Origin of the sequence: uncultured Roseibium sp. (assembly GCF_947499295.1) — a bacterium.
GTDB lineage: Bacteria > Pseudomonadota > Alphaproteobacteria > Rhizobiales > Stappiaceae > Roseibium.
Window position 1 is genome coordinate 1 of sequence record NZ_CANMNP010000016.1, and the last position, 20,739, is coordinate 20,739.

General features: G+C 56.6%; 23 protein-coding genes. 15 read left to right on the forward strand and 8 right to left on the reverse strand.

The annotated features are described in order from the left end of the window. Positions 1–137: 137 nt before the first annotated feature. Entirely contained in the window at positions 138–308 is a 171-nt protein-coding gene (locus Q0835_RS21620; RefSeq protein WP_298812132.1) for a DUF1127 domain-containing protein, read from the forward strand. A gap of 90 nt (positions 309–398) precedes the next feature. Here Q0835_RS21620 and Q0835_RS21625 read toward each other — a convergent pair whose 3' ends face one another. Then, positions 399–605, reverse strand: a complete 207-nt coding sequence (locus Q0835_RS21625; protein ID WP_298964188.1) for a hypothetical protein — start codon at positions 603–605, stop codon at positions 399–401. 537 nt (positions 606–1,142) lie between these two features. On the opposite strand from Q0835_RS21625, the gene trpA reads away from it, so the two are divergent. The 4 genes from trpA (at position 1,143) to Q0835_RS21645 (ending at position 5,765) form a co-directional block, all read left to right on the forward strand. After that, positions 1,143–1,976, forward strand: a complete 834-nt coding sequence (gene trpA / locus Q0835_RS21630) for a tryptophan synthase subunit alpha (RefSeq protein WP_298964190.1) — start codon at positions 1,143–1,145, stop codon at positions 1,974–1,976. Positions 1,977–2,055: 79 nt separating this feature from the next. Beyond that, entirely contained in the window at positions 2,056–3,012 is a 957-nt protein-coding gene (gene accD / locus Q0835_RS21635) for an acetyl-CoA carboxylase, carboxyltransferase subunit beta (protein WP_298964193.1), read from the forward strand. Between the two features lie 137 nt (positions 3,013–3,149). Beyond that, positions 3,150–4,466, forward strand: a complete 1,317-nt coding sequence (locus tag Q0835_RS21640; protein ID WP_298964195.1) for a folylpolyglutamate synthase/dihydrofolate synthase family protein — start codon at positions 3,150–3,152, stop codon at positions 4,464–4,466. 36 nt (positions 4,467–4,502) lie between these two features. Further along, positions 4,503–5,765 (forward strand): hypothetical protein, encoded by a 1,263-nt coding sequence (locus tag Q0835_RS21645; RefSeq protein ID WP_298964198.1) that lies wholly within the window; start codon positions 4,503–4,505, stop codon positions 5,763–5,765. 58 nt (positions 5,766–5,823) lie between these two features. Here the strand turns inward: Q0835_RS21645 and Q0835_RS21650 are convergent, their stop codons facing one another. Next, complete coding sequence (locus Q0835_RS21650) at positions 5,824–6,741, reverse strand: bifunctional helix-turn-helix domain-containing protein/methylated-DNA--[protein]-cysteine S-methyltransferase (protein WP_298964201.1); 918 nt, start codon at positions 6,739–6,741, stop codon at positions 5,824–5,826. Between the two features lie 109 nt (positions 6,742–6,850). Continuing rightward, positions 6,851–7,312: an Lrp/AsnC family transcriptional regulator gene (locus Q0835_RS21655; RefSeq protein ID WP_298812149.1), complete on the reverse strand. Its 462-nt coding sequence runs from the start codon at positions 7,310–7,312 to the stop codon at positions 6,851–6,853. Between the two features lie 131 nt (positions 7,313–7,443). Between Q0835_RS21655 and rocF the strand changes: the two genes are divergently transcribed. Further along, complete coding sequence (gene rocF, locus Q0835_RS21660) at positions 7,444–8,385, forward strand: arginase (protein ID WP_298964203.1); 942 nt, start codon at positions 7,444–7,446, stop codon at positions 8,383–8,385. 8 nt (positions 8,386–8,393) lie between these two features. Then, positions 8,394–9,479 (forward strand): ornithine cyclodeaminase, encoded by a 1,086-nt coding sequence (locus Q0835_RS21665; RefSeq protein WP_298964205.1) that lies wholly within the window; start codon positions 8,394–8,396, stop codon positions 9,477–9,479. Between the two features lie 5 nt (positions 9,480–9,484). Here Q0835_RS21665 and pyrF read toward each other — a convergent pair whose 3' ends face one another. After that, positions 9,485–10,213: an orotidine-5'-phosphate decarboxylase gene (pyrF, locus tag Q0835_RS21670; RefSeq protein ID WP_298964207.1), complete on the reverse strand. Its 729-nt coding sequence runs from the start codon at positions 10,211–10,213 to the stop codon at positions 9,485–9,487. Positions 10,214–10,279: 66 nt separating this feature from the next. Then, the gene (locus tag Q0835_RS21675) at positions 10,280–11,128 is read right to left on the reverse strand and encodes an SDR family NAD(P)-dependent oxidoreductase (protein ID WP_298964209.1); all 849 of its coding nucleotides are present in this window, start codon (positions 11,126–11,128) and stop codon (positions 10,280–10,282) included. 173 nt (positions 11,129–11,301) lie between these two features. Between Q0835_RS21675 and hisB the strand changes: the two genes are divergently transcribed. From hisB to coaA, 8 genes are read left to right on the forward strand one after another with little or no spacing between them, the layout of a single operon-like run. After that, positions 11,302–11,895: an imidazoleglycerol-phosphate dehydratase HisB gene (gene hisB, locus Q0835_RS21680; RefSeq protein WP_298812160.1), complete on the forward strand. Its 594-nt coding sequence runs from the start codon at positions 11,302–11,304 to the stop codon at positions 11,893–11,895. Between the two features lie 14 nt (positions 11,896–11,909). Next, complete coding sequence (locus Q0835_RS21685) at positions 11,910–12,416, forward strand: DUF2628 domain-containing protein (protein WP_298964212.1); 507 nt, start codon at positions 11,910–11,912, stop codon at positions 12,414–12,416. Continuing rightward, positions 12,413–13,066 (forward strand): imidazole glycerol phosphate synthase subunit HisH, encoded by a 654-nt coding sequence (gene hisH / locus Q0835_RS21690; protein WP_298964215.1) that lies wholly within the window; start codon positions 12,413–12,415, stop codon positions 13,064–13,066. Before Q0835_RS21685 ends, hisH begins: the two co-directional genes overlap by 4 nt. A gap of 19 nt (positions 13,067–13,085) precedes the next feature. Further along, on the forward strand, positions 13,086–13,373 hold the full coding sequence (locus tag Q0835_RS21695; protein ID WP_152499061.1) for a DUF1330 domain-containing protein: 288 nt from the start codon (positions 13,086–13,088) through the stop codon (positions 13,371–13,373). A gap of 5 nt (positions 13,374–13,378) precedes the next feature. Next, on the forward strand, positions 13,379–14,122 hold the full coding sequence (hisA, locus tag Q0835_RS21700) for a 1-(5-phosphoribosyl)-5-[(5-phosphoribosylamino)methylideneamino]imidazole-4-carboxamide isomerase (protein WP_298964219.1): 744 nt from the start codon (positions 13,379–13,381) through the stop codon (positions 14,120–14,122). Then, positions 14,119–14,898, forward strand: coding sequence for an imidazole glycerol phosphate synthase subunit HisF (gene hisF, locus Q0835_RS21705; protein ID WP_298964221.1), 780 nt, complete (start codon positions 14,119–14,121; stop codon positions 14,896–14,898). The genes hisA and hisF overlap by 4 nt, the downstream gene beginning before the upstream one ends. Before the next feature lie 23 nt (positions 14,899–14,921). Next, positions 14,922–15,245: a phosphoribosyl-ATP diphosphatase gene (locus Q0835_RS21710; protein ID WP_298964223.1), complete on the forward strand. Its 324-nt coding sequence runs from the start codon at positions 14,922–14,924 to the stop codon at positions 15,243–15,245. A 45-nt stretch (positions 15,246–15,290) separates the two neighbouring features. Beyond that, positions 15,291–16,256 (forward strand): type I pantothenate kinase, encoded by a 966-nt coding sequence (gene coaA, locus Q0835_RS21715; RefSeq protein ID WP_298964224.1) that lies wholly within the window; start codon positions 15,291–15,293, stop codon positions 16,254–16,256. A 74-nt stretch (positions 16,257–16,330) separates the two neighbouring features. Here the strand turns inward: coaA and Q0835_RS21720 are convergent, their stop codons facing one another. The 3 genes from Q0835_RS21720 to Q0835_RS21730 form a co-directional block, all read right to left on the reverse strand. Then, positions 16,331–18,034 carry a cache domain-containing protein gene (locus Q0835_RS21720; RefSeq protein WP_298964227.1) on the reverse strand — a complete coding sequence of 568 codons (1,704 nt, stop codon included), beginning with the start codon at positions 18,032–18,034 and terminating at the stop codon, positions 16,331–16,333. Positions 18,035–18,209: 175 nt separating this feature from the next. Beyond that, positions 18,210–20,078, reverse strand: a complete 1,869-nt coding sequence (locus Q0835_RS21725) for a hypothetical protein (RefSeq protein WP_298964229.1) — start codon at positions 20,076–20,078, stop codon at positions 18,210–18,212. A gap of 100 nt (positions 20,079–20,178) precedes the next feature. Beyond that, a complete protein-coding gene (locus Q0835_RS21730; protein ID WP_152499068.1) occupies positions 20,179–20,736 on the reverse strand; it encodes an ActR/PrrA/RegA family redox response regulator transcription factor in 558 nt (185 codons plus the stop codon). Between the last annotated feature and the right edge of the window lie 3 nt (positions 20,737–20,739).

Here is a 20,739-nt window from a genome sequence, read left to right on the forward strand (position 1 = left end):
GGTCATTCTTATTCACTTCACGCTAAAGCGGGCTCGTCTGAAGACGAGGGGTTTCCTCCAAGGCGTGGATACTAAATTATCTGCAAAGAAAAACCGTGCACGACACCTCATCCGACCCTTTTTGAAGGAACACACCAATGGCATTCGACATGATTAGCGGTTTTGTTCGCGATGTTCGCGCCGCACACCGCACGGCAAACGAAATTGAACGTTTGAACCGCATGAATACGGCTCAGCTCGCCGACCTCGGACTTGAGCGCAGCGATATCGCGAGTCACGCATTCGGTAAGTATTTCAACAAGCGATAACAATCTTTGGCGGACGGAGCCGCTAAACGGTTTGGTTGCCGAAATCTAAAATTGAAAAAGCCGTGCGCCTGTTCATCAGCGCACGGCTTTTCATTTGATGGATTTGCTCGCAAAAGCAGCCTGAAGAAACTGCTGCCTCCCACGAGCGTCCAGCGAATTGACCTGTGCGGTCAATTCTAGCGCTGTTTGTGGCGTCGTATCAGTTTGCTGCGACCCGTTGAGGTTGAGTTCTATGACGCGTCTCCAGAACCGCTCAGCCAGTGGTTTCGGTGCTGGTTCAAATAGGGAATGGGCCATTTTCAGCTCCTTATTTTTCTTCGATGGCTTTCTATTTCCTATAAAATAGACGCACGGAGTGCATATTTCCAGAGGCAATTGATGCGTGCCTGACAATCCAGCCATGCGTTTTTAGCAAGTCTGACCTGCAGCCAGCGCTATTGCTGCAGTGCAAAAAACTCATAAGTATTTCGTTGCGATTGGTTTTTAAATTTGGTTCCTCCGGTGTGAGATGAGTGTTTTGCAAGCTATCCTTTTGAGTGCACCTTCAGCTGCGCCGCTTTCGACGGTTTTTCGCGGCACGGGTGGACCGTGCCAGCGTGCCGCAAGAGCAAGGGGCATACGCAGTGAGCACGTCTATCGTGCTGATAGCGAGTTTCGCGCCATTGGTTTGATTGATTACCCAAGCAAGTAGAGAATACGGCCTACCAGCGCCGAAGGTTTCAAAACCAATCCGAATTCCTGCACAATAGATTGACATACCGTACGCTGCGCCCGTACATCGCTCAGATGACAAGGCCTGTGCGATATGGTCTGGCGAAAAAAGGGTAGCAGTGAATGACGGAAACGCGCATCGATCGCCGTTTTAAAGCTTGTACAGAGGCCGGAAGACCGGCACTCGTCACCTTTATTACTGCTGGAGATCCGGATCTTGAAACGTCGCAAGCCGTTCTCAACGCACTCCCTGCCGCCGGTGCCGATGTGATCGAGTTGGGCATGCCCTTCTCCGACCCGATGGCAGAGGGAATTCCAATCCAGCTGGGCAATCAGCGCGCACTTGCTGCCGGACATACCATGGACAAGACACTGGACATGGTGCGGACTTTCCGAAAGCAGGATCAGGATACGCCGATCATTCTGATGGGGTACTTCAACCCCATCTATGTGCGTGACCCCAAAAAATTCGTGCACGTTGCCAAGGAAGCCGGCGTAGACGGCTTCATCATTGTCGACATACCTGCAGAAGCGGACGATGAATTTTGCATCCCGGCCCTCGAAGCCGGTCTCAACTTCATTCGCCTTGCCACGCCAACAACAGATGACAAGCGCCTTCCGGCTGTTCTGGCCAATACCTCCGGTTTCGTCTATTACGTCTCGGTGACTGGGATTACCGGTGCCAACATTGCAGATACCGGCCGGGTGACCACGGCAGTCAACCGCATCAAAGGTCATACGGAGTTGCCGGTTGCCGTTGGTTTTGGCGTCAAGACAGCCGATCAGGCCGCCGTCATCGGCAAGGACGCAGACGGTGTCGTCGTCGGCTCGGTTCTGGTCAATGCCATTCGCGACAGCCTGGATGAAGCCGGTAAAGCCACTGACAAAACCGTTCAGGCGGTATCGGACGTGGTCAGCGATCTGGCCGCCGGTTGCGCCAGAGCCCGTCAGGCCTGACGGCCGACGTGAATTGAAGGAATTGCGGCGGACCCCATATCTCCGCCATGGGTAACTCGAGTATTGGGACGCGCCTGACGTGAACTGGATCAATTCTATTGTACGCCCCAAGATCCGGGATCTTTGGAAAAAACGTGAAGTTCCGGAGAACCTTTGGATCAAATGTCCGGAAACCGGGGAGATGGTCTTTCACCGGGATTTGGAAGCCAATCTGTGGGTGATTCCGAATTCCGGTCATCACATGCGCATGCCTGCGCGCAAACGGCTTGATTCGTTTTTCGACGGCGGAAACCATACGCCCGTCGAGTCGCCGGAGGTTCAGGCGGACCCTTTGAAATTCCGTGACAGCAAACGCTATACGGATCGCATGAAGGACGCCCGCTCCAAGACGGGCGAGAACGAGGCGGTGCATGTAGCGCAGGGCAATGTCAACGGCATGGCCATGACAGCTGCCGTGCAGGACTTTACCTTTGTTGGCGGATCGCTCGGCATGGCTGTCGGTGAGGCCATCCTTGCAGGCATGATGAAAGCCGTTGAGGACAAGACACCGTTTGTGATGTTTGTCGCTTCCGGTGGGGCGCGGATGCAGGAAGGCATTCTGTCACTGATGCAGATGCCGCGCACGACAGTCGGCGTGCAGATGCTGCGTGAAGCGGGCTTGCCTTACATCGTCGTACTGACAAACCCGACAACGGGTGGTGTTTCAGCATCTTACGCAATGCTTGGCGATATTCATATCGCAGAGCCGGGTGCCCAGATCGGCTTTGCCGGCCGTCGCGTGATCGAGCAGACAGTGCGCGAAAAGCTTCCGGAAGATTTTCAAACCGCCGAATATCTCCTTGATCATGGCATGATCGATATGGTCGTGCCGAGACAGGAGATGAAAGACACCATTGCTCGTGTCTGCGGCATCCTCATGAAACGCGAAGTTGAGCTGCCCCGCCTGGAAGCACCCAAAGAGCCCATGCAGGAAACCGAAGACAAAGCTGAAAAGACAGCTGAAGACCCTGCCAAGGAAGCCGAAGCGTCCACATAGGCGCGTATTTTTTCCGTAAAATGTCGCGAATGCGGCAATTCACGACATTTCCGGGCTGTTCGCTTGTCTCGCGGGCAGCCATATCCTAAAGGCGTAACAGACGCTGTAACGGATGACAGGACCCTGCGGAGGGCGCCTTGGATCAAATCACAAAAATTCTGGACCGCCTTCTGGCGCTGCACCCCAAAGAAATCGATCTTTCGCTTGGGCGGATGCACAGGCTGCTGGCAGCCCTCGATCACCCGGAGCATCGCTTGCCTCCGGCAATTCATATTGCCGGTACCAACGGCAAAGGATCCGTGACGGCGACGATGCGGGCTATCCTGGAAGCTTCCGGGAAACGGTGCCACGTCTACACTTCACCGCATCTGGTCTCGTTCAATGAGCGCATCCGACTGGGACGCGATGGAGAGTTCGTCTCAGACCCATTGCTTTTCGACGCGCTTCACCGCTGCGAAGAAGCCAATGCAGGCGCTGAAATTACCTTTTTCGAAATCACCACCGCAGCAGCGCTGCTGCTGTTTGCTGAACAACCGGCAGACATTTTATTGCTGGAAGTCGGGCTGGGCGGTCGTCTCGACGCAACCAATGTGATTGACGAGCCCCTGGTCTCGATCATCACGCCAGTTTCCATGGACCATGAGAAATTCCTTGGCAACGATCTGGCGGTCATCGCCCGGGAGAAGGCCGGCATCATCAAGCACGGCGTGCCTGTCATCTGCGCAGCGCAAGAAAACACAGCCCTGCCTGAAATTACACGACAAGCCGCACGCAACCGCGCACCCATCCAGGTTTTTGGTCAGGACTTTGTCGCACAAGACGACCAGGGGCGCATGGCATTTCAGGATGAGGAAGGCTTGATCGACTTGCCGCTTCCCATGCTCAGTGGACGACACCAGTTTGAAAATGCGGCCCTTGCCATCGCGGCGCTGAAAGTGGCTCATCTTCTGCCTGAAGAAGCAACGGTTGCCGATGGGCTCAAAAGCGTGAACTGGCCCGGACGCCTACAACCGCTGACCCACGGCGCTTTACTCGAAATGTGCCCGGACGGCGCCGAAGTCTGGATCGACGGCGGTCACAATCCAGGTGCCGGTATCTCCGTCGCCCAATTCATGGGCGAGCAGGAAGAACGCTCTCCGCGCCCGCTCTATCTGATAGCCGGTATGCTGACGACCAAAGATCCGGTCGGGTACTTCAGGCCGTTTCACGGGCTGGTGCGTCACGTGGGCACTGTGCCGATTTCAACAACGTCGACCGGAAGAACTCCAGAGGATCTTGCAGACCTTGCCCGTTGCGCCGGACTTGAGGCGACACCGTTCCAATCGCTGGACGCGGCCCTTGCGGATGTGGCAGCTTGTGCACAACAGGATGGCGAAGCGCCCAGGATCTTGATTTGCGGTTCGCTTTATCTGGCCGGTGAAGCTCTGGCGCGCAACGGAATGGCGCCGGACTGAGAGCTTTTCGGCCAAGGCAATCAGGAGATCAGCCGGATGAAACGCCCGATCAGCATTCCCACCCGTTTTGCCGGTGTGTTGCTTGGAGCCGCACTGTTGGCGGGACCGGCCCTGTCATTGAGCGAGCAATATGAAACGCCACCAGAGCAGGACCCGGCCGTCGTTCTGGACGGCAAGCAACTTGGACCTGGCTATGCGGTTCTCGCGCCGGTACGAAGTGATGGCTTCCTGCGCATCTATCAGCTGCAGACAGACCTTGGTGTTGAACGGATTGAAGGCGACGGCCTTTTGAAACTTCGACTCTCCGAGCTCAAGGTTCTGGTCGCCCTGGAAGGTCTGAAAAATGATGCCAGCTTCGTCGGTGGATTGAAACAAGCCGCGATGAAGCCGGTTGAGTTCGTCGAAAACACGGTGACCGACCCGGTAGGGACCGCCAAAAACACAGTTTCCGGCGTGGGCCGGATGTTCGGCCGACTGACCAAAGGTGTGGAATCAGCCGTTACCGGCAAGGGCGGATCTCCCGCCGAATTGGCAAAAGCCATAACCGGGCAGGCACGCGAACGCCGCGAACTTGCTGTTGAGCTTGGCGTCGATCCCTATACTTTCTACCGGCCACTTTCTGAAAAGCTGGACGAGACCGCGAGCGTTACAACGGCGGGCAACTGGACAGTCAGTGCGATTACGGCATTGCTGCCGGGCGGTCTGGTCGTGTCGGCCGCACGCCAGGCCGACAATCTGCGCACGCTCATCATAGACAGCTCCCCTTCCGAACTGGAAGACCGGACCGCAGCAGCACTGCGCAATGCCGGTATCAGCGAACAGACGATTTCCAGAATTGCTGCCAACCCATTTTATACGATCTCCGAAAAGGCCGCGATTGCTTACCAGCTTCAGGCCATGCCGGGTGTTCAGGACCTGGATCTGGTCGCGGCGAAAGCTGCGGATGCCGAAAGCCGTGACATTGCCTATTTCCAGCTGCGCCGCATCGTCCTTTTGGAAACCTACAATCGTGAAATCTCAGGTCTGGGTCAGATCAGGGAAGTTTCAAACATCCCGGTTGCCATCCGCCGCGACGGCCTGGCAGCAGTCGTTCTGCCGCTCGACGAAGTCGCCTGGACGCAGACCGTGGCACAGACGTTTTCGACCATTCACACAGGGCTCGGCCAATTGCCTTTCCCTCCATCTGGCGTCGATTTCCTGATAACGGGTGAACTGACGCCAATGGCGGCTGAAAGGATCACTTCGTTCGGCTGGGCGATCACTGGTGACTATCCGATGCCGAAGGGGCCCGTGCACTAAACGAGGGAACATTGGCTCCTAGATCGAAGCCCTAACGTTGCTGATCGGGCAAACGTCCTTAAATACACTCCAGAACCGGTCCGGAGAGCCCACTTTCCCAACCCAGGATCGCCCGTTTACGGGTGAGGCCCCAGTGGTAGCCGCCCAGTTTGCCACCCTTGGCAAGCACCCGGTGACAGGGCACGACAAAGGAAACCGGATTGCGGCCAACCGCCGTGCCAACGGCCCGTGAGGCTTTCGGTTTGCCGATTGAAGCGGCAATATCGGAATAGGTCGTCGCCTGACCCATCGGAATTCTGAGCAATGTCTGCCAGACCCGAATTTCAAAATCGGTTCCGATCATGACGACGTTCAAGGGTTGGTCTTGTTGCCACTTGTCGGGGTCGAATACGCGATCCGCATACATTGCGGTCGCATTCTGATCTGCAACGAATTGCGCAGCGGGCCATCGATCACACATGTCCGCCAGGGCTTCTTCTTCACCGCCCGGATCTGCAAATCCAAGACCGGCAAGCCCCTTGTCCGTCGCCATGACGAGAACCTGCCCGAACGGCGAAGGATGAAACCCGTAGGCTATTTTCAGCCCTGAGCCCCTGTTGCGGTAATCACCGGGCGTCATTGCCTCATGCGTGACAAAGAGGTCGTGCAGCCGGGACGAGCCGGAGAGGCCAACTTCGTAGGACGTATCCAGGACGCTGGCGCTGTCGCGCAGGAGAGCTTTTGCGTGATCCAGGGTTATCGCCTGCAAGAACTGTTTTGGCGTCAATCCTGCCCATCTGGAAAACACTCTTTGCAACTGGATGGGTTGAAGCCCTGCCTCTCCTGCCAACTGCTCAAGTGTTGGCTGCTCACGCCAGTCTTCGGTAATACGCTTCAAGGTTTTGCGGACGATTTCATAATGTTCAGCGGCTTCCGCACCAACGCAGATAGGTGTCGGATCGGAAGTCAGGCTCGTAAGGTCGAGTGCTTTGGTCATGTCAGGTCCATCAGCTCTTTTCAGTCTGCATTGATCCTAACGAGCCCACGGGACCAACGCGACCCGATTTGCGATCCGGTTCAGGCGATGATTTGGATGGCAGCGACCATCACCCCAGAACGTCCCTGAATTCACTTGCAGATGCAGCCGGACCCTTTCTGGTCGATAGCAGTAGATTGGTTTCCGTGCCCGTGATGCCCTCGATCAGGCGAATGCGGTTCAATGCATCATCAAAAGCTGCCAGGTCCCGCGTCGCGATTTCCAGAACCAGATCCCACTTGCCGTTAGTGGAGTGAATAGCTCGAACTTCCGTCATGGCGCCCAGGGCTCTGGAAACCGGTTCGGTGTTGTGCCCGTCGACCACGACCAGGGTCAAAGCCCTGATCGGCAGATCTCGCCAGTCGTCGCGCAAAACCGCCGTGAAGCCGAGTATCTCGCCGGAGTCGATTAGTTTCTCCATGCGTGCACGCACGGTTGCCCGGGATACTTTCAAATCACTTGCCAAATCGGACACCGAACGGCGTCCATCATGCCGTAAATGCGAAACTAGGCGAAGATCAAGATCATCCATTGCATCATTTTGGTTAGTCATACTTATCATAATGATAATTCTTACCGCACATTTGATCAAGTTGCCGGATTTACTCCGCCGCGGCGTACGCGCACACTTTCAAGGCATTGCGGATTCAGGCGGAGAATGACGTGGACGTTGTCGGAAAACAGATTGCCCTTGTTGGCGCGCCGGTGGACGAGGGCGCCGGACAAAGAGGCTGTCTGATGGGACCGGACGCCTATCGGACTGCCGGACTGGCGGAAACACTGGAAGATCTCGGACACTCGGTCACCGATCACGGCAATCTGAAACCGGTCGACGTTGGCAATCTGGCACCGCCCAATCCCTTGCTGAAAAATTTCCCGGCCTATGCCGGCTGGACCCGCACGCTTCACCAAAAGGCCGCTCAGCTCGGAGAAGACCCCGTCGTGCCGGTTTATCTTGGCGGCGACCATGCCATGGCGGCGGGAACGGTTTCCGGACAGGCTCGAGCTGCAGAACGGCTCGGACGCCCGCTTTTCGTGCTCTGGCTCGACGCCCATTCTGATTTTCACACCTTTGAGACCACCGCCAGCGGCAATCTACACGGTACACCGCTTGCATTTGTCTGCGGATTGCCTGGATTTGATGCTCTTCTCGGCGACCCGTTGCAGCACCCGGTCGACCCGAAGAATGTTGAGATCCTGGGTGTCCGTTCCATCGATGACGCCGAGCGCAGGCAACTTCTTGATCATGGCGTTGGCGTTCGGGATATGCGCCAGATTGATGAGGACGGCATTGCCGGGCTGCTGAGACCCTTTTTGAACCGCGTCCGGGCGGCGAACGGATTGCTTCATGTCAGCCTTGACGTGGACTTCCTGGATCCGGATATCGCACCGGCGGTTGGAACCACCGTGCCTGGCGGCACCACGTTCCGCGAGGCGCATCTTGTCATGGAAATGCTTCATGACAGCGGACTTGTCAGCTCGCTCGACCTTGTCGAACTCAACCCATTTCTGGATGAACGCGGAAAAACCGCGCGTCTGATGGTCGAACTGACCGGCAGTCTTTTCGGACGCCGTGTCTTCGACCGTCCGACCAGAAGCTTCTAGAGGACACAATGACCAACAACACCAATAATCTGTCTCCGTCGGATCTCGCCTTTGTTCCGTTTGTCAGCGTCGACAACATGATGCGCAACGTGCGGTCCATTGGCGTCGAAACCTTCATGCGTGAGCTGGCTGAATACATCGAAGATGATTTCCTGCGCTGGGAAAGCTTCGACAAGAAGCCGCGCATTCCCGCGCACGCGCCTGAGGGTGTGGTTGAGTTGATGCCGACAAGCGACGGCAAGACCTTTGGCTTCAAATATGTCAACGGCCACCCCGGCAACATGCGTGAGGGACTGCAGACCGTGACCGGTTTCGGTGTGCTGTCCGATCTGGCAACGGGCTATCCCGTGCTCTTTACCGAAATGACCATTCTGACCGCACTGCGCACAGCTGCCAATTCGGCCTTGGCGGCCAAATATCTCGCGCCTGAAGGATCGACTACCATGGCCGTGATCGGAAATGGTGCACAGTCCGATTTTCAATGCCTTGCATTCAAGGAAATGCTCGGAATCACAGAGATCCGTGCTTATGACATTGACCATAGCGCCAGCATTCGGCTTGCGCGCAACCTCGCCAATTCCGGGCTCAACGTCACCATCTGCAAGACGCCCGAAGACGCAATCGAAGGTGCGGAAATCATTACAACGGTTACTGCCGACAAGCGCTATGCGACGATCCTGACGGACAACATGGTCGGCTCAGGCGTGCACATCAACGCGATCGGCGGCGATTGTCCGGGAAAAACCGAGCTCCACAAGGACATCCTGTTGCGCTCGGACATTTTCGTCGAGTTTCCTGAACAAACCCGGATTGAAGGCGAATTGCAGCAACTTGACGCCGATCATCCGGTGACCGAGCTCTGGCAGGTCTTTGCCGGCAAGGCGGAAGGTCGAACAGGCAAGGATCAGATCACTTTGTTCGACAGCGTCGGGTTTGCGATAGAGGACTTCGCAGCACTGCGCTATGTGCGCGACATGCTGCCTCAGACAGGCCATTTTGAAAAACTGGACCTGCTTGCAGATCCGGATGATCCGCGCGATCTCTATGGGATGGTGTTGCGCTCCAGCGCCAATGGCGACAATCAGGCCGCCTGAGCAGATCAGCCGAGCGCGCTTTCAATTTCCCGTACTACGGCGTCGGCGGCTGCGCCCGGGTTCTCGGCCTTGCTGATCGGACGGCCGACAACCAGGTAGTCGCTGCCCGCCTGAATGGCCTCTGCCGGGGTCATAACCCGGCGCTGATCCCCTGCCGCACTGCCGGCAGGCCGGATGCCGGGTGTGACAATGACAAGCTGGCCACCTAGGATCGTCCGCATCTTGTCCGCTTCAGTCGCGGCACAGACGATGCCTCCCATGCCTGCTGCGCGCGCATCGCGTGCCCGGGTCTCCACGACCTCGGCAAGCGGACCGCGATATCCCGCTGCAACGAGATCTTCTTCATCCATCGACGTCAGAACGGTGACCCCGAGAAGACAAAGATTGGGGTTACCTTCGGCCTGCAATCCCTTCACGGCCGCACGCATGGTCTTCGGATATCCATGCAACGTCATGAAGGTCACGCCCATCTTGGCAACGTTTCGGACAGCCTTTTCAATCGTGTTGTCGATGTCGTGCAGTTTGACGTCGAGGAAAATCTTTTTGCCGTCAGCGGCCAGATCGCGGGCAAACTCGAGGCCACCGGCGAACTGAAGCTCCATGCCGATCTTATAGACACCGACTTTGCCTTCCGTTTTCTTCACCAGCTCTTCAGCTTCACTGACGGTCGGAACATCAACCGGCAACATCAGACGATCGAGTGCGGAAGTCGGGGCAAAGGGGCTGGTTGGCATCGGCGGTATCCTCATCTGACTGGTGGGCATCTTGTGCTTAGCACCACCGGCTTTCTTGTGCCACCGTCAGTCCTTGCCGTCTTTCTCAAATTCGGAAAACGCCTGCTTGTAGTCCGCGTGCCAGCGGCTCAAGGGTGGCCGATTTTCAACGATATCGCCAATAGCCCACTGCGCACGCCGTCTGTCGCGAACACTGTCGACATCATTGTCAGGACAAAGGACATAGAAATCTCCTGCCGACATTCTCTCGATGAAATAGTCGACCGTTTGCTCGCTCGTCCAGGCCGCGTCTGGCTTTTGGGGAATGAAAGCGGCGATCATTCCGGTATAGGTGAAACCGGGAACGAACAAGTGCACGGAAATCGGCGCCCCCTTTTCACGCAGTTCATGCGCCAGCTGTTCGCTGAGCACCTTGACCGCTGCCTTGGTGACATTATAGCCCGGATTGCCAGGCGGCGTCGTGATGCCTTGCTTGGAACCTGTATTGATGATGACCGCAGGCCTTCCAGCGTCGATCATACGTTGTGTGAAGGCCTGAACACCGCGCAGAACACCAAAAAAATTGATATCCATCATCTGCGTCCAGTTTTCCATCCGGTCCCAAGCTCCGGTCGGGCGACCGATGCCGGCATTGTTCATGAGGACCGCTACCGAACCGAGCTCGAATGCCTTATCCGCAAGCGCTTCCACCTGTTTCGTGTCCGACACATCGGTTGCAACCGCTTCAACAATTGCGCCGGAGCCCGCCGCTTCGCGCACTTTTCCGGCCGCAGCGTCGAGTTTGTCGCCAGGTAAATCCGCCAAAACCACGCCAAGTCCGGCCTCGACAAAGCGGATCGCAGCAGCCAGACCGACCCCGCTTGCCGCACCGGTCACCGCGGCAAGACCACCTTCGGATATCGCTTCCTTGTACATGTCAAATTCCTTTGTGAGTGGCCAATTGCAAACGGCAATCCTGTGGCTGGTTGGTCTTCGCGTCCTTTATCTCAGCCCATGGGACGACGTCCGATGTCGACGTCGCTATTTCATTAGCCGCATCAGGCTGCTACAACACCGCCCGTTCCTCACCTTAGCAAGGACAGCAATCGATGCGTACAGCGAAAATATCGCGCGACACCAAAGAGACCCGCATCTCGGTCGAAATCAATCTGGACGGCACTGGCGCATACGACGTCAAGACGGGCGTCGGGTTCTTCGATCATATGCTGGAGCAGCTCTCGCGCCATTCGCTGATCGACATTCATGTCCGCGCAGAAGGCGACACCCACATCGATTTTCACCATACAGTGGAAGACACAGGCATTGCGCTTGGGCAGGCGATTTCATCTGCCCTTGGTGACATGGCCGGCATCACGCGCTATGCGGACACCCATCTGGCAATGGACGAGGCGCTCACCCGTTGTGCGCTCGATGTTTCCGGACGGCCCTTCCTGGTGTGGGATGTTGCCTTTGACCGGGACAAGGTCGGCGACTTCGATACAGAATTATTTGAAGAGTTTTTCCGCGCATTCACCATGAATGCGGGCATCACCCTTCATATCGCCAATCTTTATGGTTCCAATTGTCACCATATTGCCGAAACTTGCTTCAAAGCGGTTGCGCGAAGCTTGCGCAAGGCTATGGAAATCGACCCGCGACAGGCGGACAGGATACCGACAACCAAGGGCCAGCTTGGCGGCTAGGCAGGGACAAGCCCATGAGCACTTACGTTGTGATGGCGCCGCCGGAATTTGACAATCTGGCGGGTGACCCGCTCCAGAGCGACCGGCTTGCCTTCGTCCTGGACGGTTTTTCAGCGCTGGCTTTTCTGTTTTCGATCATCTGGATGTTGGTGCATCGCATGTGGCTGGTGCTGCTCGGCTATCTCGGGATTGCACTCGTGGTGGAACTTCTGGCGCTCGCCGTCAGTCCCGAAGCGACGGCCATCGCAGCCTTTGTTGTTTCGATTCTTTTCGGCTTCGAGGCGCAGGCACTCCGTCGTTGGTCGCTGGAACGCAAAGGCTGGCGTGTGGTCGGAATTGTCGACGGCGTCAATCGCGCAGAGGCCGAGTTGCGCTTCCTGCATAAGGCAGCAAATCAACTGGCCCCGGAAACAAAACAAAGAGACGCGCAGAGCACCTCGCCCACATCAGCCCCGATCGTCCCAAGGGTCGGCAGCGAACGTGTGGTCGGCCTAACGCTCGGTCCGGAGATCCGTCAATGACAATTGCAATTGTCGATTATGGCTCGGGCAATCTTCGCTCGGCCGAGAAGTCATTTGAGCGCGCGGCAAGATCACACGCTCACGTGCCTGATGTCTTTGTGACCTCAGATCCGGATCGCGTCCGAAAAGCCGACAGGATCGTGCTTCCGGGCGTCGGCGCCTTTGCGGACTGCAAGCGCGGCCTGTGGGCCGTCGACGGTATGCCTGAGGCGCTTGAAGAAGCGGTGCGTCAAAACGGAAAACCGTTTTTTGGCATTTGTGTCGGCATGCAGTTGATGGCTGCAAGAGGCCTCGAATTCGAAACCGTCAACGGCCTTGGCTGGGTCGAGGGAGACGTTTCAGCGATGGAACCTTCAGATCCGTCCCTCAAGATACCGCACATGGGATGGAACACCATCAATGTCGCTAACGGTGCGCACCCCGTCCTTGCCGGCATTGAGACGGGGCCGGACGGGCTGCATGCCTATTTCGTCCACTCTTACCACTTCGCCTGCACCCACAAGACCGATTGCCTGGCGAGCTTTGATTATGCCGGCAGCTTTACGGCAATGGTGGCGAAGGACAACATGATCGGCACCCAATTTCACCCGGAAAAAAGCCAGCGGCTGGGCCTCGCCCTAATCGCGAATTTTCTGGAATGGACACCATGACAACCGCTTGGAGGACCCCATGAGCAAGGGATACTGGATTGCCCGTGTCGATGTACACGACGCGCAGAACTATCCGAAGTATGTCGAAACGGCGAAGCCTGCGTTCGAGCGCTTTGGTGCGAACTTCCTTGCACGCGGTGGTACGACAAACGCGATCGAAGGTCCGGGCAGGGCGCGAAACGTCGTGATTGAGTTTCCGAGCTTTCAGCATGCGGTCGATTGCTACAACTCGCCCGAATATCAGGAAGCGGTGAAAATCCGTCAGCAATATGCCGATGGCGAAATCGTCATCGTGGAAGGAATTTAAGTAGCATGATCCTGTTTCCCGCCATCGACTTGAAAGATGGTCAATGTGTGCGATTGAAGCTTGGCGACATGGACCAGGCAACCGTTTTCAATGACAATCCGGGCGCCCAGGCGAAGTCATTTCAGGACCAGGGCTTTGAATGGCTGCATGTGGTCGATCTCAACGGTGCCTTTGCCGGTGAAAGTGTCAACGGAGCGGCGGTCGATGCCATCTTGTCGTCGACTTCAAATCCGGTGCAGCTTGGTGGCGGAATCAGGACGCTGGATCACATCGAATCCTGGCTCTCAAAGGGTATCACGCGGGTCATTTTGGGAACCGTTGCCGTGCGTGACCCAGATCTTGTCAAGGAAGCCTGCCGCAAGTTCCCGGGAAAGATTGCTGTCGGCATCGATGCCAAAGGCGGATATGTTGCCGTTGAAGGCTGGGCGGAAACGTCCGAGCTCACCGCTGTCGATCTTGCCAGACGGTTTGAAGACGCCGGTGTATCGGCGATCATCTATACGGATATCGATCGGGACGGGGTTCTGAAGGGCCTGAACATTCCATCCACTCTGGAATTGGCCCGGGCCGTTTCCATCCCCGTCATTGCCTCGGGAGGTCTTGCCTCCATTGATGACATTCATCGCCTGCTGAAACCTGATTGCGCCATCCTGGAAGGGGCAATTTCCGGCCGGGCGCTTTATGACGGCAGGCTTGATCCGGCGGAAACCATGTCGCTGATCCTTGCACAGCGGAGCAAAGCATCATGACCCTCAAAGCCCGCGTTATTCCGTGCCTCGACGTCAAGGACGGACGCGTCGTCAAAGGCGTCAATTTCGTCGACCTGATTGATGCCGGTGACCCGGTTGAGGCCGCCAAAGCCTATGATGCGGCAGGCGCCGACGAGCTCTGTTTCCTCGACATCACCGCGAGCCACGAGGGCCGCGACACGATTTTTGACGTTGTCCGTCGGACCGCAGAAGCCTGCTTCATGCCCGTGACCGTCGGCGGGGGCGTACGCACAGTGGAAGACATCCGCAAACTGCTTATTGCAGGCGCGGACAAAGTGTCGATCAACACCGCAGCAGTGAAGAACCCCGACTTCGTACGGGAGGCGGCCGAAAAATTCGGTGCGCAGTGCATCGTTGTGTCTATCGATGCCAAGCAGGTCAATGAACCGGGCGCTCCGGAAAAATTCGAGATCTTCACCCATGGAGGCCGCACGCCAACCGGGATCGATGCCGTCGAGTTCGCCAAGAAGGTGGTTGGACTGGGTGCGGGCGAACTGCTGGTCACGTCGATGGATCGCGATGGCACCAAGGCCGGTTACAATATTGCCCTGACCAGGGCGATTGCCGATGCAGTGCGCGTTCCCGTCATTGCATCGGGAGGTGTCGGAAATCTGGACCATATGGTCGAGGGCATACGGGACGGACACGCCACGGCCGTACTGGCAGCATCGATTTTCCATTTCGGCGAACACACCATTCACGACGCCAAGCAGCACATGAGCGATGCGGGCATCCCCATGCGCCTTGATGCCTGACCTCGCCTTTAGGACATAGCCCAATGACCGACTTCACTTTGGAAGATCTTGACGCCATTATCGCTAGCCGTGCCAAGAGCAGCGATGAAACGTCCTATACGCAGAAGCTGGTCAGAAAGGGTGTTGCCAAATGCGCCCAGAAACTGGGGGAAGAAGCGGTTGAGGCAGTCATTGCTGCCGTTAAGGAAGATCGGAAGGAATTGACGGCGGAAGCCGCCGATCTGCTTTATCATTTGTTGGTGGTTTTGAACGTATCTGAAGTTCCGCTGAAAGATGTCATGTCGGAACTTGCCGGCCGAACAGGCCAAACAGGACTTGAGGAGAAGGCATCGCGGCCTAGGGAATAGCCACCGGAGACGCCGGAAAGCCGCGCTGCAGGGACTGCGAAGACGATGGATCAGAAAGTCGCAACAGCCCTGGACATGGATTTGTCCCCTTACCGGGTGTTCACCGAGCACCAGTGGGCAAAGTTGCGCGCTGACACACCCATGACGCTTAGCGAACATGAGGTTGCTCAGCTGCAAGGCCTGAACGCGCCGGTGTCGATGGAGCAAGTGGAAACCATCTATCTGCCGCTTTCGCGGCTGCTTGCCTTTTATGCCGAGGCAACCGTCAGAATCCATCAGGCTACGCAGGAGTTTCTGGGTCACCGGGAGAACAAGACGCCATTTATCATCGGCGTGGCCGGATCGGTATCGGTTGGCAAATCCACAACCTCCCGCGTGCTTCGAGAGTTGCTTGCAAGATGGCCGGCAAGCCCCAAGGTGGACCTGATCACCACAGATGGCTTTCTGTTTCCAAATGCCATTTTGGAATCCGAAGGTCTGATGGGCAAAAAAGGCTTTCCTGAAAGCTTCGACCGGCCGCGGCTTTTGAAGTTCCTCTCAGACATCAAGGCCGCCAAGCGCAACGTCCGTGCACCGGTGTATTCTCACTTCTATTACGATGTCATGCCGGGTCACGCCGTCACGGTGGATCGTCCCGACATCTTGATTGTCGAGGGTCTGAACGTATTGCAGACACGCGAACTGCCTAAGGACGGCAGAGCTGTGCCGTTCGTGTCCGATTTCTTCGACTTTTCCGTTTATATCGACGCGGATGAGGATCTCTTGCGCAAATGGTATGTTGATCGTTTCATGCGGCTTCGGGAGACTGCATTCCGCGATCCAAGTTCCTATTTCCACAAGTACTCGCGCATAACAGACGAGGAAGCGCTGGCGACCGGTGACCGGATCTGGACCGAGATCAACTTGGTCAACTTGCGCGAAAACATTCTCCCAACACGTCCGAGGGCCGATCTGATTCTGAGCAAGAATGCCAGTCATCACATATCGAAAGTGGCCCTTCGCAAGGTCTAGGTTTTTCAGATTTCAAAAAAACACCCGCGACCGTTTCAGCCGCGGGTGTTTTTGTTTCAGCAAGACGCGTTTTGTCAGGCAGCTTCATTCCGCTGCGTGGTCAGCTCGCGCACAGTGTCGAGGAACGACGTCACCTTGGCGCGGAGATCGCTTGCATTGGTCTCAAGGTCACCAGCTGCAACGTCAACGGTCTGAGCGGCTTCTTTGGTGTTGCCGGCTGCATCGGAAACGCCCTGGATAGTGCTGCTGACCTCAACCGAGCTTTGGGAGGCCTGCTGCGCGTTTTCCGCGATTTCCTGTGTCGCCGCACCCTGCTCATCGACAGCTGCTGCGATGGACGATGCAATCTCGTTCATGTTGTTGATGATTTCAGTCACCGATCCGATCGCACCGGCAGCCTGTTCGGTTTCACCCTGGATCGCCGAGATCTGGCTGGAGATTTCTTCGGTTGCCTTGGACGTCTGTGTCGCCAGTTCTTTCACTTCCGCGGCAACAACCGCGAAGCCTTTGCCTGCCTCACCAGCGCGCGCAGCCTCAATCGTCGCATTCAGCGCCAGCAGGTTGGTCTGCTCTGCAATTGCCTGAATGAGGGTGACAACCTCGCCGATCCGGCCCGCAGCCTCTGAAAGACCATGCATGCGCTCGTTGGTCGCTTCAGCTTCCTCAGCCGCCTTGGCGGCAATTTCGCTTGAAGACTGGACCTGGCGGCGGATTTCGTTGACCGATGCTGACAGTTCTTCTGCGGCAGCCGCAACCGTTTCCACATTGCTGGAAGCCTGCGTGGAAGAGCTGGACACAACAGTCGATTTTTCTGTTGTCTGCTCGGCGCCAACCATCATGTCGGCAGAAGCCGATTTGAGGCGGTTCACGGAGGTTTCGATCGTCTGCATCAGACCGGTGATCTGATTGTCGAAATCCTGGCTGAGGTCGCGGACCTGTTCGCCGGTTCTTGCGGCGATCTCGCGAGCTTCATGCTGATGGATTTCAAGTTCTTTGCGCTCGGTCTCATTGGCAACAAAGACCTGCATGGCCGTTGCCATCTTGCCGATTTCGTCGCCGCGATCCGCGCCTTCGACAACAATGTTCGTATCGCCTTCTGCGAGGGTCCCCATGTTGGCCGTCAAGGCGCGCAACGGGCTGACGGTTTGACGAACGGCCACCATGGCGATTGCGATAGCGATTGCAGCACCGATCAATGCCAATGTGATGATTTTGGTTGCTGCGCTCCAATAAGCCGCATCCAGATCATCAATGTACACGCCCGTTCCAACCATCCAGTTCCAGGCGTTAAAACCTTCACCCCAGCCGTATTTTTCGATCGGGATTTCACTGTTCGCGCGCGGCCAATAGTAAAGCAGTGGAGCGCCACCAGCTTTGGCGTGGCCGATAAGTTCCTCAACAATCTTGACCCCGGTTTTGTCCTTGAAGTCAATCATATTGGTGCCATTCAACGACGTTTTCGGATGCACAAGGTTGGTGCCGTCATAATCGTAAACGTAAACGTAATTGTTGCCCTCAAAACGGATTGCTCCGATGGCAGCTTTCGCGGCGACCTGGGCTTCCTCGCGTGTCATGTCACCGGCTTTTTCGAGCTCATGAAAATGAGCTGCGATTGAGACGGCGCTGTCCGAAAGGTCTTCGATTTTCTTGAGACGTTCGGTGAACATCGCTGAATAGAGGCTATTCAGGCTAACTGCACAGATTGCGACTGTAAAAACGAGGATCGTCGCGATGGGGAGACTTATTTTCCAGGTGATGGGCCAGCGAGAGAAGGACATGATCAATTGATTCCTTTTGTAGGATTACAAACAGAATCAATTCAAAACTTGACCAATTGCTTAACTGCAGTGCAACAAAAGCATCAAAATTTGCTTTATCGACAATCGCTACGAAGTACTACTGAGATTTTCTTCTCGCATTAGTGGCTCTTGCCCTCGTTACACTTATAAGTATTTATCGCCTTGCGCAGAATACGTCCCTCAGTCCGGGTCTGGACCATGTCGCATTCTGAACCTGCCCCTTCAGGATATGCCCCTGCGATTCGAAATAGAACGTGTTCTGGCTGCCCTGTCGCTGCAACGTGACCGCTCCATAGCCCATCTCGGCAACCGTGGCGGACCGGCCATCGGGAGAGAACACAACGTTCAGGTCGATGCCGGCCGAGCACAGATAGTCGGCAACATTTGTGCGGGCCTGTTGCTGGAAGACGGGTTGATTGGCACCACCAACGTCTCCAGGAGGGACTGGTCCTGCAGGCTGGCCATTGTTGAACTGGTCGTTCTGCAGACCCCCAGGCTGGCCAAGGCCACCCGGTTGGCCGAAGCCGCCCTGATTGCCGAAGCCGCCAGGCGTTACCGTGCTCGGCGGACCTGACACAACAACTTCACGATAAGGCGTTCTGGAGACATAAATTCCGCGACATTCACCACTTGCGCCTCGCACTGTCCAGGCGTGCGAGACATAGGTTTGCTGTTCCAGGATTTGTCCGGGTTCGAGGCGGGCATAGGGACGCTCTCCACCGCGATAGTCGACCCAGTGCACCTCAATGGGCTGACGGCTGGCATTCCGGAAGACGATTTGACCCGGCCGGACAGCCTCAACCGAGCGCAATCTGCCGAGTTCGCTGCAGGAAAGGTCGGACCCGGGCTCTTCTCCGGAAGGGCCAAATCCTTCGTCCGAGACAATCTGCTGTGGCAGAGCACAGGTGGCTACGAAGAGCCGCACCGGATTGGCGCTGCCTTTCAGAGAAACCCCATGAGTGGGCAGGCCCTCGACCGCAATCGTCAATTCAGACTGCTTGATCATGGCTTCCCAAAGCGGATCGGTCATCTCGATATTGACTTCAGGAAGGGAGACACCGGCCTCATTTGCCGCAGACGAACCGAAAGCATTGTAGGTGCCCTGGAAGTCGCCGGCAGTAATTCGTACCGCTTGAGGCATGCCTTCGAGAAGACCTGCAGGAGCCTGCTGAAATGTGATCTTGGCAAATCCGGATTGAGAAGTGCAATCGGCTCTGAAATCCCTGTCATCGGTCTGCGGTATCGCATGCTGAAGGAAGGACGCCGATCCTGGCTGACTTCCAGGTTCGGCCAGCCATTGACGGTTTTCTGAAACAGTCACGAGAACGGGTTGCGAATTGCCGGACCCATCTGAAAGGCTGTCACGGACAATGGTTTCCAGATCGCCTGGAACGGACGCCGTTTCCGTCCCGGTCGGATCAGGTGTCGAAATCGGCGTATCCACCTGTTCCAGCGGCTGCAGACCTTCCTGGTTCTCGGGCGGATTGATCTCGGTGATCGAGGATGATGGCGTCTGGTTGTTGTCGGCTTGAGGAGCGACTGCCGTCGTCTGTGTCTGTGTTTGCGTCTGACCGCTGTCGGTTCCAGACGTGTTGCCGCCGACTGGACCTGCTGCTGTCCCGGCGTTGGTGCCGACGACCCGCGCTGCCGCTCCAGGCTTGCCGTCGCTGGTTACGTCAACCACCACAGTGTTGCCGCTACAGATATTGGCGTCGCGATGAAGAACACGGCTGTTTTCAAGCGTTACTTCAAGTTTGACATCGCAAGAGGGGCGGTTGGCATCGCCGCCTTGCGTATCGATGACAACACCTTGTTCGTCCCGGCTGATAATCGGCCGATACTTCTTGTTGACGGTGATAGAGCGAATGCCGGGTTCAGCCGGTTCCACATTGATGCGCAGAGTTTCGGGTACCGATTGCGCAAAAGCGCCGCCACCAGCGCCAAGGAACGCCAGACTGCAGGCCGCCAGCAGGCCGGATTTCAACACAGGGGAATAACGTACGTAAGCAGCTGCAAGCCGCATGAGCGATCTCCATTGGAGCGCAGGAATACCACCAAGTGGAGTTACTTAGGCAAAGTGGCAGCGAAAGGGCAACCCTGCAAACGGCGAAACTCCCGGTTTCTCACCGGGGAGCGCGCTTGGCGAGGATGCGTTGCAGCGTTCGACGATGCATGTTGAGCCGCCGCGCCGTCTCTGAAACATTCCGGTCGCACAGCTCATAGACACGCTGGATATGTTCCCAGCGAACCCGGTCTGCCGACATCGGATTTTCCGGCGGTTCGGCCTTCTCTTCCGGTTTGCGCGCGAGCGCTGCGACAATATCGTCCGGATCAGCCGGCTTTGCCAGGTAGTCGATCGCACCCAATTTGACCGCCGTAACAGCTGTCGCAATGTTGCCGTAGCCGGTCAGTACGATTGCCCGTGAATCGGGCCGTTTCTGGCGAATCTGCTGGATCACGTCGAGACCATTGCCATCTTCAAGGCGCATGTCGACGATGGCAAAGGCGGGTGCGTTGCGGGTGATCTTGGCCGCTGCATCCTGAACACTGTCTGCGGTTTCAGGAACAAAGCCCCGCTTTTCCATTGCGCGGGCAAGGCGTTGCTGGAAAGGCTTGTCGTCATCAACGATGAGGAGGGTCTTGTCCTCCGAGGTATTCATGGCAGTAATCGAGTCCGTCATTTC

Bases quoted from the DNA above. Each gene is read 5' to 3' on its own strand.
- Q0835_RS21620 (WP_298812132.1), top strand. From the start codon at position 138: ATGGCATTCGACATGATTAGCGGTTTTGTTCGCGATGTTCGCGCCGCA.
- Q0835_RS21625 (WP_298964188.1), bottom strand. From the start codon at position 605: ATGGCCCATTCCCTATTTGAACCAGCACCGAAACCACTGGCTGAGCGG.
- trpA (WP_298964190.1), top strand. From the start codon at position 1,143: ATGACGGAAACGCGCATCGATCGCCGTTTTAAAGCTTGTACAGAGGCC.
- Q0835_RS21645 (WP_298964198.1), top strand. From the start codon at position 4,503: ATGAAACGCCCGATCAGCATTCCCACCCGTTTTGCCGGTGTGTTGCTT.
- Q0835_RS21650 (WP_298964201.1), bottom strand. From the start codon at position 6,741: ATGACCAAAGCACTCGACCTTACGAGCCTGACTTCCGATCCGACACCT.
- Q0835_RS21655 (WP_298812149.1), bottom strand. From the start codon at position 7,312: ATGGATGATCTTGATCTTCGCCTAGTTTCGCATTTACGGCATGATGGA.
- Q0835_RS21665 (WP_298964205.1), top strand. From the start codon at position 8,394: ATGACCAACAACACCAATAATCTGTCTCCGTCGGATCTCGCCTTTGTT.
- pyrF (WP_298964207.1), bottom strand. From the start codon at position 10,213: ATGCCAACCAGCCCCTTTGCCCCGACTTCCGCACTCGATCGTCTGATG.
- Q0835_RS21675 (WP_298964209.1), bottom strand. From the start codon at position 11,128: ATGTACAAGGAAGCGATATCCGAAGGTGGTCTTGCCGCGGTGACCGGT.
- hisB (WP_298812160.1), top strand. From the start codon at position 11,302: ATGCGTACAGCGAAAATATCGCGCGACACCAAAGAGACCCGCATCTCG.
- Q0835_RS21685 (WP_298964212.1), top strand. From the start codon at position 11,910: ATGAGCACTTACGTTGTGATGGCGCCGCCGGAATTTGACAATCTGGCG.
- hisH (WP_298964215.1), top strand. From the start codon at position 12,413: ATGACAATTGCAATTGTCGATTATGGCTCGGGCAATCTTCGCTCGGCC.
- Q0835_RS21695 (WP_152499061.1), top strand. From the start codon at position 13,086: ATGAGCAAGGGATACTGGATTGCCCGTGTCGATGTACACGACGCGCAG.
- hisA (WP_298964219.1), top strand. From the start codon at position 13,379: ATGATCCTGTTTCCCGCCATCGACTTGAAAGATGGTCAATGTGTGCGA.
- hisF (WP_298964221.1), top strand. From the start codon at position 14,119: ATGACCCTCAAAGCCCGCGTTATTCCGTGCCTCGACGTCAAGGACGGA.
- Q0835_RS21710 (WP_298964223.1), top strand. From the start codon at position 14,922: ATGACCGACTTCACTTTGGAAGATCTTGACGCCATTATCGCTAGCCGT.
- coaA (WP_298964224.1), top strand. From the start codon at position 15,291: ATGGATCAGAAAGTCGCAACAGCCCTGGACATGGATTTGTCCCCTTAC.
- Q0835_RS21720 (WP_298964227.1), bottom strand. From the start codon at position 18,034: ATGTCCTTCTCTCGCTGGCCCATCACCTGGAAAATAAGTCTCCCCATC.
- Q0835_RS21725 (WP_298964229.1), bottom strand. From the start codon at position 20,078: ATGCGGCTTGCAGCTGCTTACGTACGTTATTCCCCTGTGTTGAAATCC.
- Q0835_RS21730 (WP_152499068.1), bottom strand. From the start codon at position 20,736: ATGACGGACTCGATTACTGCCATGAATACCTCGGAGGACAAGACCCTC.